Raw genomic sequence first — 13,645 nt, forward strand, 5'->3', positions numbered from 1 at the left:
TTGCGTATACCATTACGATATTTTTATCGTATAAGATTGCTTAGATAAATACAACTATACTGCCCTATTCAAAGTCAGCCGGTATGAATTCATACAATTCATCACTATACTTCGTTAATGTTGCAGTTGTAATACCGTATTTCCCTGCAATCGCCTTTTTCGTTACCTTTTTCTCAAGTGCGATGTTATATGAATATTCAACCGCAGCAGCCAATGCAGCACTATTTTTAAACGCATACCCTTGCTGGAAAGCGATTTCGCCTAGTGCAAACCACGTGCTTAATATTTGTGCTACTTCAAGTGAAATCGATTCATTTTTTTCTGTAATAAGTTCCGCCACTTCCATAAAACGTAAAAAGTGCTTTTCCTCATTACTTTTTTTATCGAAATCATATTCAAGGGCATAAGCCAGACATAGTTTTTCCAAGTCCGAAAAGCTATCAACATTTAAAATAGTAGGATGTGCTACAATTTCCTGCTTATACGCAGAACGCTTTAATAGGAAAAGTCCGAATAACCGGCTTGATTCATGTTCATCCGATAATTGGCGAACAATGAATTCCCGATGATTTTCAGCCGAATTACCGAAAATCGTTCCTTCATTACTTCTCCATGGCTCCATACCTTCTTTTGAAGGGTCCAACTGAATCAGCAATTTCCATGATTCATTGGCTACTGCTTCATGTCCTGTAAAGTAGGCTGATTGGGCGAGCCAAAAATAAAAGCCTGGATCCCCTTCATATCCCTTTTTACTCATTGAACGCAGCCATTTATATGCTTCATCATATTGACCGATCAATGCTAAAGTTGCACCTAGCTTATAGCGATTATCCCATTCAAAAGGTTGTATTTTCTTTAATATTGAAAGGAGATTCTCAAGCTCTTCCGTGTTTCTCTCATAATAGGCAAACACTGCTAAGTTACACATTGCATGGAGATTCCCTGTATTTTCACGCAGCACTTTATGTAAAAGTGCGCGCGCCTGTTCAGCATCGCCAATATAAAAATAGGCTAACGCTAAGTTATTATAAGCATTCCAAAGGTCCGGGTATTCCTCAATTATTTGCTCCAACATTTCAATTGCAGCCTGGAAATCCCCTTGTTCCATGTGACGACGAGCTTTTTCCTGCGCTACATGTTTCGCCCCTTCAAATTCGTCCATATCATCTATCTCTTCGCCTACATAGTCGACAAATTCCAATATTTCAGAAGCATCCTCTAAGTAAGCACCATTAGGTTCCATTTCCAAATAGCGGGCTGCGTACTTTTGTGCATCCGCAATATGTCCGATACAGCCTGAAACTTCTGCCATCATAAATATAATTTCGGATTCATCCGGCTCTAAACTATAAGCGGTATGGATCAATTCATAAGCATGTTCAAAGTTTTGCAATTCCATTTCTAAAATGCCATATTGCAATAACACGTGCGCGTCATCCGGACTTAAATCCGCTGCGCGCTTAATAAACTTATAGGCTTTATCCATTTCATCCCGCTCAATTGCTTTTAATGCTACGTTATAATAATAATCACCATTCGGAACAAACGACACGACATTTGATGCATTTGCTTTTAAACGTTTATTTTCCAATAAAATTCCTCCGAGTCATTTCCGTTCAATACCTTTATATAATTCAATACGAAGTGTATCGTATGCTCAATTGTAGTAAAATACGCCTCGGCATCATTACACCCTATAACAGGAAGTAGACAACCATCCGAAGCTTCTATTTCGTTTAGTAGCCTTTTGACAACCACTGAGAAATAAACAAAGAAATAAGGAACGCACAAGTGTCGTCCCTTAATCAATTCTTTCCATTATAGCATATGTAGCAAATATGTACTTAAATCATGTTTGCAAACAACGGAATTCTCGTTAGATTATTGCTTTTTGCCTTCATGTCGTTTTTGTAGCACATCAAGCACTTCATATACATCCACTTTTTGTTCTTGAAGTAACACAAGCAAGTGATAAAGAAGGTCAGCGGATTCCCATTTCACTTCTTCCTTGTCACGGTTTTTCGCCCCGATTACTACCTCTGTTGCCTCTTCGCCAACTTTTTTACAGATTTTATCGATACCTTTATCGAATAAATACGTCGTATACGCCCCTTCAGGCATATCGATTTCACGCTGTTTAATTACTTCCACAAGCTGAGGTAAAATTGCTACAGTACCAGGTCGTTCGTTTTCTACCAAGCTTTCTGTAAAGCAAGATGTTGTTCCATTATGACAAGCTGGACCCGCAGGAACAACTTCAACTACTAATGCATCTTGATCACAGTCTGTTTTAATTGAAACAACCTTTTGTGTATTACCACTTGTTGCCCCTTTATGCCATAGCTCCTGGCGGGAACGAGAGTAAAACCAAGTTTCATTCGTTTCAATTGTTTTTTGTAGCGATTCCACATTCATATAAGCAACCGTTAATACTTCTTTTGATCGGGCATCCTGTACTACTGCTGTAATTAGCCCTTGTTCATTAAATTTAACATTCATCGTACACGTACCCCTTTTTCTTTTAAGTAGCTTTTCACTTCTGCTACGCTCGTTTCTTTATAGTGAAAAATGCTCGCAGCAAGTGCTGCATCTGTATCAACATCCTGCAGGACTTCACGGAAATGTTCAGCATTACCCGCGCCGCCACTTGCAATAACCGGTACTGTAACGGCATCTCGAACTGCCTTCGTTAACGCTAAATCAAAACCCGATTTCTCACCGTCTTGGTTCATCGATGTAAGTAGAATTTCCCCTGCACCTAGTTTTACCGCTTCTTTTGCCCAATCTATAGCTTTCCTTGAAGTTTTGTTACGGCCACCGTGTGTATACACCATCCATGTACCGTCTTCTTCAGAATATCTCGCATCAATCGCACAAACGATGCATTGTGCACCGAAGTAATCCGCGCCTTCTTTAATAAGCTCTGGACGCTCTAAAGCAGATGTATTAACCGACACTTTATCTGCACCGGCACGTAAAATACGTTTCATATCTTCAATCGTACGAATGCCGCCACCTACAGTAAAAGGAATGGCTAACGCTGATGCTGTTTGTCGGACAACATCGACCATCGTTTCACGTCCTTCATGCGAAGCCGAAATATCTAAAAATACGAGCTCATCCGCACCTTGCTCATCATAAAATTTAGCTAATTCTACCGGATCGCCTGCATCTTTCAATTCAACAAATTGTATCCCTTTTACTACGCGCCCTTCTTTTACGTCTAAACATGGAATAATGCGCTTCGTTAACATACGCCCTCTTTCACTCCTTCTGCCCAAGCCGTCAACAAGTGCATACCAAACGGACCTGACTTCTCCGGATGGAACTGCATACCTGTAAAATTATTCTTCGCCACAATCCCAGGCACTTGTATATGTTCATAGTCTGCCGAAGCAACCCGTTCCTTCTCATCCAATCCGCTCGCATAAAATGAATGGACAAAATATACATGGCGTGCTGCAGGCAGGTTATCTCTATCCAGCCAGCTTGGCGTATGCTGCAACGTTAAGTCATTCCATCCCATATGCGGAATTCGGGAAACCCCTTCAAAGCGTTGAATACGCCCTTTAAAAATACCTAGCCCTTCTGTTAAAGCCACTTCATCGCTTTCTTCAAATAACAGCTGCATTCCTAAGCAAATTCCGAGTAACGGCTTTTTCGTATTGCGAATGAAATCAATTAAACCTGTTTCCTTTAAACGCTTCATTGCATCTGGAAAGGCACCAACACCCGGCAGTACATAAGCATCTGCTGTTTCGAGTTCCACTTTGTCATTTGACACAATGACTTCAACATTAAGGCGCTTTAATGCCTGCTCAACACTAAATAAATTACCCATTCCATAATCAATTACACCAATTTTCACGTTAACAGCCCCTTCGTTGATGGCACGCCTTTCACACGCGGGTCAATTTGAACCGCTTGATCTAAGGCACGTGCTAATGCTTTAAAAACTGCTTCAATAATATGGTGTGTATTATGTCCATAAGGAACGATGACATGTAAATTAATGCGTGCCTCTAACGCAAACTTCCATAAAAACTCATGCACAAGTTCTGTATCAAATGACCCTACCTTGGCATTAAGTTCAGGTGTAATACGGTATTCCAAGTGCGGACGGTTCGAACAATCCACCACAACCTGTGCCAATGCATCATCCATCGGTACAAATGCAGTTCCGTAACGTTTGATCCCTTTTTTATCGCCCAATGCTTCACGGAATACTTGACCTAATACGATACCAATATCCTCTGTCGTATGGTGGTCATCTATCCAAGTGTCGCCATTTGCAATAATTTTTCCGTCAAATAACCCGTGCTTTATAAACAAATCCAGCATATGGTCCATAAAACCGACACCTGTTTTTATTTCAGCTTGCCCAGAACCATCGATATTAAGCTCTACTGCAATTTTTGTTTCATTTGTATTTCGTTCGATTTTCGCAAAACGTGTCATTCTTCTTCTCCTTTATCCCAGCCCCGTGATTCTACTGCTCTTGCATGTCCTTCTAACCCTTCAAGTCGTGCAAGACGTGCAATTTTCGGCGAATTTTGTTTCCAAGTTTTTTCGCTGTAATAGACAACACTCGTTCGTTTAATAAAATCATCCACATTCAACCCACTTGCAAAACGTGCTGTTGAATTTGTTGGTAATACGTGATTCGTACCTGCAAAATAATCGCCCACTGGCTCAGAGCTATAACGCCCGATAAAAATAGCACCCGCATGTGTAATCATTTCCGAAACCTTTTCGGCATTTTCCGTTACAACTTCTAAATGCTCCGGCGCTAATGAATTCACCGCTCGAACCGCTTCTTTCATCGATTCAGCAACATAAATATGACCAAAGTTTTCGATTGATTTTCTGGCAATTGCTTCACGCGGCAATTTGGATAATTGAATTTCTACCTGGTCTGATACCGCATCTGCCAAATCATCACTTGTTGTAATGAGTACCGCGCAAGCCAGTGCATCATGCTCTGCCTGTGATAAAAGATCTGCCGCAATTTCATCGGCATAGGCAGTTTCATCAGCCAAAACGCAAATTTCAGATGGCCCTGCAATCATATCAATCGCCACTTCGCCAAATACTTCACGCTTTGCCAATGCAACAAATATATTTCCCGGACCCGTAATTTTATCTACCGGGGCAATTGTTTCTGTTCCATATGCTAGTGCTGCGATCGCTTGTGCACCGCCTACTTTGTAAATTTCCGTCACTCCTAAAATATGGGCTGCCACTAATACCGCATCCGGTAGCTTCCCATCATTGCCTGCTGGCGATGTGATGACAATACGCTTCACCCCTGCAACTTGCGCCGGAATGACATTCATTAAAACAGAAGAAGGATAAGCCGCTGAACCACCCGGTACATAAAGCCCTACTGCATCAAGGGGTGTAATCCGCTGCCCTAAATACGAACCGTCCGCTAACGGCAATCGAAAGCCACTGCGCTTTTGTTCATTATGGTAAAGGCGAATATTATCTGCTGCCTCCTGTAAATCGATATATAATTGCTGATCGAAATTTTTTACAGCCTCAACAATTTCCTGCTCCGAGACACGTAAATTTTCAGGTGCAAAACCGTCCCATTTTTCACTATAATATTTAATTGCCGCATCCCCTTCTGTTCGTACTTGCTGAATTACTTCACGAACGGTTTGCAGCTGCTGCTCATTGCCTTGCTCGAGTTGGCGTTTTAAAGAAATATCATCGTTTAAAATTGTTATTTTCATCTATTTAGCCTCTCTTATTTCACACATTTTTTTAAGCGCGTAACTAAATCCTGAATACGGTCGCTTTTCATACGATAACTTACAGGATTGGCAATCAAACGTGATGAGACTTCGGCAATATGTTCATATTCCACGAGACCATTTTCCTTTAATGTACGTCCTGTTGATACGATATCGACAATGCGATCCGCTAAGCCAATCATCGGTGCAAGCTCAATCGAACCATTCAGCTCAATAATTTCAACTTGCTCACCGATACCTTTATAATATTTCAACGCAATATTCGGATATTTTGTCGCAATACGTGGTGCGATTTCACTCATCGTCGTATTCGGTAAACCTGCTGAAGCAATATAGCATTCACTAATCTTTAAATCGAGCAGCTCATGAACAGTACGACGTTGCTCAAGCAGCACGTCTTTCCCCGCGATTCCAATATCCGCTACACCATGCTCTACATATACCGGCACATCCATAGGCTTCGCTAAAATAAAGCTGATCTTTTCCTCTGGAATTTCAATCATTAGTTTACGTGACATTTCTACTTCTTCAGGAAGGTTGAAACCAGCCTCGAGCAGCATTTCATATGCCTCTTCAAAAATTCTGCCTTTTGGCATCGCGATTGTTAGCTCTGTCATTGCTTATGCCTCCCTGCTTTTAAATTCATTAACTATTTTATAATATGCCTTCAATGCTTCAATATTTTCGATTCCCTCATATGATTGGAACGTCACTTGCTTACCTTGTTCACGTAAAAGCTTCACCGTCTGTAAAGCTTCAGAAAAACGCTCTGACTCAAATAATACAAGCACATTGTCTGTTACAATATCGATCTTTGGCATCGCTTCAAAAACGCGATCTACACGTAATCCAAAACCAGTCGCGCCAACTTGCGAACCGAATTGCTGAAGCAATCCATCATAACGACCACCATTTCCTAACGGGAAACCACTGCCTGAAGCAAATACTTCAAATAACATCCCTGTGTAATAGCTCATATGGCTCGACAATGTGAAATCAAATGCTATGTATTCATCATACCCAGCAGCATCCAAAATTTTTGCTAAGCTGCGCATATATTCAAGCGCATCATTTTTTCGGACATATTTCTCAATAGCTTCTATAGAAGGGACTCTAATGGCTTCTTCAATATAGGCCAACAATGCATCAGATTTTGTTTTCGGTAAATCAAATGCCAATACTGCTTCTTCAAAGCCTACAAAATTCCGTTGTACGAGTAAATCATTTAAATGAAGAGCCTGTTCGTCACTCTCTGTATAATCCTTTAATATGCGACTTAATACGCCGGCATGTCCGATCGTAACTTTAAAATCGGTAATATTAAAGCTCTTTACTAAATCAATCGCGGTCATAATGACTTCCGCATCAGCAAACACTGAATTGTCGCCGATTAATTCAATACCCATTTGGTCAAATTCCGCCGGGCGCCCACCTTCACGTTGCTGTGCTCTGAATACATTCGCAAAATAGGCTAAGCGCTGTGGTATTTTTTCCTTTAATAATTTTGAAGTAGCGACACGTGCAATGGGTGTTGTCATATCTGGGCGTAATACAAGTGTATTCCCCTGACTATCAACAAGTTTAAACAGACGGGCATCAGAAATTGCCGATGCTTTCCCCACTGTGTCGTAATATTCTACAGAGGGAGTTTTAATAAACTCATAACCACGAGTATGCAGCAGTTCTCGACCAGTCGATCGAATTAATTCAAGTTTTTCATATATATCGGGAAATGTATCGCGCATCCCAAGAGGTTTTTCAAACATTTTTATCGATGACATTTTGACACATCCTAAACTTTTTTAAATAGAATATTATTTCCTGTTTCGTAATTTCACTTCACTTCGCTAGAGTAATGAATTACTAGTGTATGAAAGTATTTTACTGCTACTGGTATTCATAGTCAATGGAATTGTTGAATATTCAATAATTTAATTTTCTGATATATCAATTCATTATATATCATATATGGTGAAATATCTTAGGCAAAGGGATTTTCGAGAAGTTTTCATTTGCCGCAAATCTGTCAAACCTAAAAAAGACACCCCGCCGTAGCAAAGTGTCTCCAAATTTAATTTTGCCATACAGGCTGATCGTTCTTTTTTCGTTCCGCCATCTGCTCAGCGGTGAAGATAATACGCATTGGATTGCCTCCTGCCATTGCGCCAGCTGGAACGTCTTTATGAACGAGTGTTGCAGCAGATACGATGGCTCCGTCTCCAATCTTTACACCCGGTAGTATCGTTGAGTTAGCACCAACCATCACATTGCTGCCGATTTCTACATTCCCCAATCGATATTCCTCAATTAAATATTCGTGAGCTAAAATTGTCGTATTAAAGCCGATAATGGAATTATCTCCTACCGAAATACGCTCCGGAAACATCGAATCCGGCATAACCATTAGCGCCAGTGAGGCTTGTTTGCCGATTTTCATTTTCAAAAACGTCCGGTACAGCCAATTTTTCCAAGCCATAACAGGTGTAATACGTCCAATTTGAATTACGATAAAGCACTTCATTACTTTCCAAAACGAAACCGTTTCATATACATTCCACAATGAATTAGCATTTTGTACACGATAGCGTTCGGTTCTCCTCATGAAGACTCCCCTTTCACAATTTCAAGTAAATCACGCATATGGTGCAGCATATATGTCGGTTCATAAGACATTAAGTAGTCGACACCCTTTGCAGACCAGGCAACACCAGCTGTTCTAACACCGGCATTCTTCCCACCTTCAATATCATGCGAGTTATCACCAATCATAATTGCTTCACTTCGATCCACGCCAAGCTTTTGCAGCGCCAGAAGAACAGGCTCTGGATGTGGCTTCACATGCTCGACATCATCTAAACCAACTACAGCATCAAATAAGTGCGCTGCTTGTAAAATTTTCATTCCGCGAGCTAACCCTTCTCTGCTTTTTGTAGAAACAATGGCCATTTTAATTCCTAGTGCATGCAGCTCTTCCAAAGTTTCAACTACCTCTTCATAGCCGGTCACTAACGAATCATGGTTTGCCGCACTCCACTCTCTATATTTCGCAATCATTAATTCTGTTTCACCAGGTGTTAATTCGTCAAAAGTCTGTTTTAATGACGGACCGATGAATTTCAGGCAATCTACTGTCGAATATTGCCCGGGAAATCTTTCGTCAAAAATATACATAAACGTTTGGATAATCAATTCATTTGTATTCAGTAACGTACCATCAAAATCAAATAACAACGCTTTTGTTTTCATAACCATGGCCTCTTTCTTTTAAAAAACCGCTTGCACTTCTGCAAACGGTAGTACTATTATTTCTTTTTATTATTATTTTTCTTTTTATTTGTTGCTGGTTTTGCTGGCTTTTTTTCTTCATCTAAATAATGCACAGCCGGTTTGACATACACTCGGCGGTAAATAATACCGATAATACCAACAGCAATTCCAATAATCGAAACAACTTGCGCAGAACGCAGTAACTCGTCCCCTATATATAAACTATCCGTACGCAATCCTTCGATAAAGAATCGGCCTACTGAATACCATATTAAATAGAAGAAAAACATTTCCCCGCGTCGCCAATTCAATTTACGGGCAAACAGTAAAATTACTAATCCGACAACATTCCATAATGATTCATATAAAAATGTCGGATGGACATATGTACCTTCTTCTCTAATATACATTTGTTCGATAATCCAGTTCGGTATAAATAAACCTTCCAAAAATTCACGCGACACTGGACCACCGTAAGCTTCCTGATTAACGAAGTTCCCCCAGCGACCAATAATTTGCCCGACTAAAATACTCGGTGCAGCAATATCGGCTAATTTCAAAAAGCTCACTTTACGCTTTCTAGTGAATATATAAGCAGTAATAAATGCTCCAATTAAAGCACCGTGAATCGCAATACCACCATTCCAAATTTCAATAATGCGTCCTGGGTTTTGGCTATAATAATCCCATTTCATCACAACATAGTACGCACGTGCTGATAAAATTGAAATCGGTATTGCCCAAATGAGTAAATCAGCTATAAATTCTTGGTCGAATCCACGGCGTACCGACTCCTTTTGAGCTAAAAAGTAAGCAATAACAATACCTAATCCGATTATAATGCCATACCAGTTCACCGGAAATGATCCAAGGTGAAATGCGACCGGATTAATCGCTAGTAAATTTGTACCCATAAAATTCTCCCTTCAACTACCTACTCCATTATTAATAATCATCCATTTCATCATTTACGACAAGCATATCATCTAAACGACGTGAAAACTCCTCTGCTGCATTCACACCCATTTTTTTCAGGCGATAATTCATAGCAGCCACTTCAATAATTACCGATACATTTCGACCCGGTTGAACAGGTACTGTAAGCTTTGTTACATCTGTATCAATAATTTTCATCTTTTCTTCATCTAAACCTAGACGATCATAAAACTTTTCAGGATCCCACGTTTCAAGCTCGATAATTAATGTAATCCTCTTATATGGACGAATAGCACTTGCGCCAAATAGCGTCATAATATCAATGATACCGATTCCACGTATTTCAAGCAAATGTTCCAATAATGGTGGAGGGCTTCCAACGAGCATATTTTCCCCTTCTTGGCGAATTTCGACACTATCATCCGCTACTAAACGATGCCCTTTTTTTACTAGCTCAAGCGCTGTCTCACTTTTACCGACACCGCTTTTCCCCATTATTAATACACCAATCCCATAAACATCGACAAGAACACCGTGCACTGCCGTTGTCGGAGCAAGTTTACTTTCCAAAAAGTTTGTTAACCGGCTTGAAAACCATGTTGTCGTTTGATTTGTAACAAATACAGGTACATGATTTTCGTTCGATGCATCGATAAGCTCTTTCGGCACCTGTAAATCACGCGAAATAATAATAGCTGGTGTTTCATCGGAACAGAGGCGCTTCATCCGGCTAATTTTATCTTCTTCAGGCAGCATTTCAAAAAATGATAGCTCTGTTTTCCCTAATAGCTGGACACGATCCGCCGGGTAATGAGTAAAATAACCCGCCATTTCCAAACCTGGCCTTGAAATATCACTAGTCGTTATATAACGTCCAATCCCTTCTTCACCACTAATCAGCTTTAAATTAAATTTTTCCATAACATCTTTCGCAATTACTTGAATCATGAATTTGGTACGCTCCTATCTCCAGACATCTATAAAGTATTTTAACATGACTTATAAATTTCCAATATAAAACGAACTTACTTTTCTTCACGAAACCGCCAAAAATACTCCAACAAAAAAACGATGAAGCTCATTTGCCCATCGTTTCGTTTGTTATTTTAAAGTTGCTAAATACTCTGCAGCAGCTTCAGCCTTTTCGCCTTTTACAATTCCCGCTGGCATACGGTCTTTACCGTTTAAAATAATATCTAAAATTTCTTCTTCAGAATATTTTGCTCCTAATTTATCCAAAGCTGGAGCACTGCCACCCTGTAATTGACCACCATGACATGTTGCACAGGATTGTTTAACGACTTTTTCTCCATCAACTTCTGCTGTTTCGCCGTTTGTTGCCGAATCATCCCCACCACATGCTGCTAAAAATAGTGCTGAACCAAATACTAATGTAAGTAAACCTTTTTTCACTCTAAACCCCTCCAAAACGAATTACTAATACACTGCTAATTATAACAAACTTATACCTTTTTGAAACCTTCTCCGAGCACTTCATACGCATCTGAAACGATAACAAACGCTTCTGGATCAATGGCTTTCAACACTTGTTTCAGCTTTGTGAACTCTGTTTGATAAACGACAACCATCAATACCGGACGTTCCTCACCCGTATAGCCTCCATATGCGGGAAGCCTCGTAATACCACGATTTACTTCTTTATAAATCGCATCGCGCACTTCTGTTTCCTTTCGAGTAATGATATAAACCATTTTCGATTGGCTAAAACCAAGCTGCACAATATCGATCGTTTTTGTTGTTACATAAAGGCCAATTAAAGCAAAAAGTCCTTTTTCCAAATCAAAAACAATCGCCGCACTAACAGCGATGACTCCATCAATAAACAATACGCTCGTCCCTAAAGTCAGTCCTGTAAATTTTGTTATAATTTGTGCAAGTAAATCTGTTCCACCTGTAGAAGCATTTCCTTTAAATACAAGTCCAATACCTAAGCCGACAACAATCCCACCAAAAATTGAACCTAATAACGGATTTAACGTCCATGCATCCCAGCCTGCCGTTAAAATAACGAAAAAAGGAAGCGCAATCGTACCGATAAATGATTTAATGCCGAATTTCTTCCCAAGTACAAGTACCCCTGCGATAAATAAAGGGATATTAAATGCATATTGTACAATTCCTGCATTCCAGCCGAACATACCATGCAAAATAGTACTTATCCCACTAACCCCGCCAGAAGCAACTTGGTTTGGAAATAAAAATACATTAAAACCAAAGGCAATGACTGCCGCTCCTAGAATGACAAATAAATACTCTTTTATACTATCTTTCACTGAATGTTGTGAACTATACGTCATATTAATCCTCGCTTCTTTTGCAAATTCCTTTGAATTATAGCAAATCCAACATGAAATGAGAACTTCATTAAAGTAAAGAGGACGTAGCTAGCTGTACCGGTTATTTCATATTAAGCGTATCATTTACCCATCCTTTTACTTCCTCATACATTGGTAAAATCTCATCGCTCGGAATATTTAATTGATTAGCTAACGGCATTATATTTTCCCAATCTAGCTTACTTAATGCTGTGCTAAATTGAAGGTAAGGCGTCATAACTGTCTGTGATCCAGAAATTGTTTCTAAAATATCTTCTGATAACGGTAATTGTGTAACAATAATGTTTAAAGGACGCTTCAATAAAGAATCGATTAATGAAAAAAGCCCAACTAAAAAGTACTCTGAGTAATTTTTTTTATAATTTAGGCGAGCACTTATTTCACATGCTTTTGCTCTAAATAACGATGTATACATTAATTCTTTAAACACATCGTTATTAGAATTTATATTCGACTCACGCATCGCTAGCAAGTATACCCATTGACGCAGTTCCAACAATCCCAACATTAATATCGCCTGCTTTATCGAACGCACCTTCTTTTTCGTTCGCTTAGAGGATCCGTTAATTAACTTCAATAAACGATATGAAAGTGAAATCTCACGTTCAATATTTTCTGCCAATAAATCAATATTTGTTTCATCATCACGCAATAAAGATATAATTTGAAAATATTGAAAGATATTTGCTGGTATATCATTTGCAGTTAATATTTGAGGCTTTTCAAAGAAATAACCTTGAAATAAAGAGTACCCAGATTGTTTTGCAATTTCGAATTGTTCGCGCGTTTCTACCTTCTCTGCTAAAAGCTTAATATGAGGAAATTTCGATTTAATTAGCCGTTCTGTTACTATTCGCTCGTTTTCCGATGTATGTAAAAAGTCAATTTTAATATAATCAATTTGAGGAAAGAGCTCATCATATACAAGGACCTTTTCATCAATTACAAAATCATCCAGAGCAAGCTTGTAACCTGCACTTTTCAATTGTTTTAGCTGTTGAATCAGTTCAGGAGTAATTGAAACGTCTTCCAATATTTCAATTACTACTTGTTCAGACTCTAAAAAATCTACAGAATCTTGCATAATTAAGTTTTCTGTGAAGTTAATAAATGCTGGTTTGCCATTTGCCACTTCTTTAATACCTATGGAAAGAAATGAATTGATTAATAATTCGATTGTTGCTGTATCCGAATCAATATTCGGAAACTGATTAACGTAATTGTTTCGATACAATAATTCATATGCGATGATTTCTTCATATTTATTAAATATTGGCTGTCTCCCGATAAAAACTTCCAAGTTAACCCTTCCCTACTTCTAGTATA

15 protein-coding genes are annotated in these 13,645 nt (G+C 39.2%); all 15 read right to left on the minus strand.

The window, feature by feature from the left end; translation table 11 throughout:
- Nucleotides 1–64 precede the first annotated feature (64 nt).
- The 15 genes from MKY13_RS16780 to MKY13_RS16850 all read right to left on the minus strand — a co-directional run bounded on the left by MKY13_RS16780 (nucleotide 65) and on the right by MKY13_RS16850 (nucleotide 13,619).
- Complete coding sequence (locus MKY13_RS16780) at nucleotides 65–1,591, minus strand: tetratricopeptide repeat protein (protein WP_191699529.1); 1,527 nt, start codon at nucleotides 1,589–1,591, stop codon at nucleotides 65–67.
- Nucleotides 1,592–1,881: 290 nt separating this feature from the next.
- On the minus strand, nucleotides 1,882–2,499 hold the full coding sequence (hisIE, locus tag MKY13_RS16785; protein ID WP_191699527.1) for a bifunctional phosphoribosyl-AMP cyclohydrolase/phosphoribosyl-ATP diphosphatase HisIE: 618 nt from the start codon (nucleotides 2,497–2,499) through the stop codon (nucleotides 1,882–1,884).
- Nucleotides 2,496–3,254: an imidazole glycerol phosphate synthase subunit HisF gene (hisF, locus tag MKY13_RS16790; RefSeq protein ID WP_191699526.1), complete on the minus strand. Its 759-nt coding sequence runs from the start codon at nucleotides 3,252–3,254 to the stop codon at nucleotides 2,496–2,498. The genes hisIE and hisF overlap by 4 nt, the downstream gene beginning before the upstream one ends.
- Complete coding sequence (gene hisH / locus MKY13_RS16795) at nucleotides 3,248–3,868, minus strand: imidazole glycerol phosphate synthase subunit HisH (protein ID WP_191699525.1); 621 nt, start codon at nucleotides 3,866–3,868, stop codon at nucleotides 3,248–3,250. The genes hisF and hisH overlap by 7 nt, the downstream gene beginning before the upstream one ends.
- Nucleotides 3,865–4,458 carry an imidazoleglycerol-phosphate dehydratase HisB gene (gene hisB / locus MKY13_RS16800; protein ID WP_191699523.1) on the minus strand — a complete coding sequence of 198 codons (594 nt, stop codon included), beginning with the start codon at nucleotides 4,456–4,458 and terminating at the stop codon, nucleotides 3,865–3,867. Before hisB ends, hisH begins: the two co-directional genes overlap by 4 nt.
- Nucleotides 4,455–5,738 carry a histidinol dehydrogenase gene (hisD, locus tag MKY13_RS16805; protein ID WP_191699522.1) on the minus strand — a complete coding sequence of 428 codons (1,284 nt, stop codon included), beginning with the start codon at nucleotides 5,736–5,738 and terminating at the stop codon, nucleotides 4,455–4,457. The genes hisB and hisD overlap by 4 nt, the downstream gene beginning before the upstream one ends.
- Before the next feature lie 14 nt (nucleotides 5,739–5,752).
- Nucleotides 5,753–6,376 (minus strand): ATP phosphoribosyltransferase, encoded by a 624-nt coding sequence (hisG, locus tag MKY13_RS16810; RefSeq protein WP_191699521.1) that lies wholly within the window; start codon nucleotides 6,374–6,376, stop codon nucleotides 5,753–5,755.
- A 3-nt stretch (nucleotides 6,377–6,379) separates the two neighbouring features.
- Nucleotides 6,380–7,540: an ATP phosphoribosyltransferase regulatory subunit gene (locus MKY13_RS16815; RefSeq protein WP_191699520.1), complete on the minus strand. Its 1,161-nt coding sequence runs from the start codon at nucleotides 7,538–7,540 to the stop codon at nucleotides 6,380–6,382.
- Nucleotides 7,541–7,830: 290 nt separating this feature from the next.
- Nucleotides 7,831–8,361, minus strand: a complete 531-nt coding sequence (locus MKY13_RS16820) for a DapH/DapD/GlmU-related protein (protein ID WP_191699519.1) — start codon at nucleotides 8,359–8,361, stop codon at nucleotides 7,831–7,833.
- Nucleotides 8,358–9,005, minus strand: a complete 648-nt coding sequence (gene ppaX / locus MKY13_RS16825; RefSeq protein WP_339214060.1) for a pyrophosphatase PpaX — start codon at nucleotides 9,003–9,005, stop codon at nucleotides 8,358–8,360. Before ppaX ends, MKY13_RS16820 begins: the two co-directional genes overlap by 4 nt.
- Before the next feature lie 56 nt (nucleotides 9,006–9,061).
- Entirely contained in the window at nucleotides 9,062–9,940 is an 879-nt protein-coding gene (gene lgt, locus MKY13_RS16830) for a prolipoprotein diacylglyceryl transferase (protein WP_191699517.1), read from the minus strand.
- A gap of 31 nt (nucleotides 9,941–9,971) precedes the next feature.
- Nucleotides 9,972–10,910: an HPr(Ser) kinase/phosphatase gene (gene hprK, locus MKY13_RS16835; protein WP_191699516.1), complete on the minus strand. Its 939-nt coding sequence runs from the start codon at nucleotides 10,908–10,910 to the stop codon at nucleotides 9,972–9,974.
- Between the two features lie 153 nt (nucleotides 10,911–11,063).
- Nucleotides 11,064–11,375 (minus strand): cytochrome c551, encoded by a 312-nt coding sequence (gene cccB, locus MKY13_RS16840; protein ID WP_339214064.1) that lies wholly within the window; start codon nucleotides 11,373–11,375, stop codon nucleotides 11,064–11,066.
- A 50-nt stretch (nucleotides 11,376–11,425) separates the two neighbouring features.
- A complete protein-coding gene (locus MKY13_RS16845) occupies nucleotides 11,426–12,280 on the minus strand; it encodes a YitT family protein (protein WP_339214066.1) in 855 nt (284 codons plus the stop codon).
- 100 nt (nucleotides 12,281–12,380) lie between these two features.
- Nucleotides 12,381–13,619 (minus strand): EAL domain-containing protein, encoded by a 1,239-nt coding sequence (locus tag MKY13_RS16850; RefSeq protein ID WP_339214068.1) that lies wholly within the window; start codon nucleotides 13,617–13,619, stop codon nucleotides 12,381–12,383.
- Nucleotides 13,620–13,645: the final 26 nt, after the last annotated feature.

Source organism: Solibacillus sp. FSL W8-0372, assembly GCF_037969735.1.
GTDB lineage: Bacteria > Bacillota > Bacilli > Bacillales_A > Planococcaceae > Solibacillus > Solibacillus faecavium.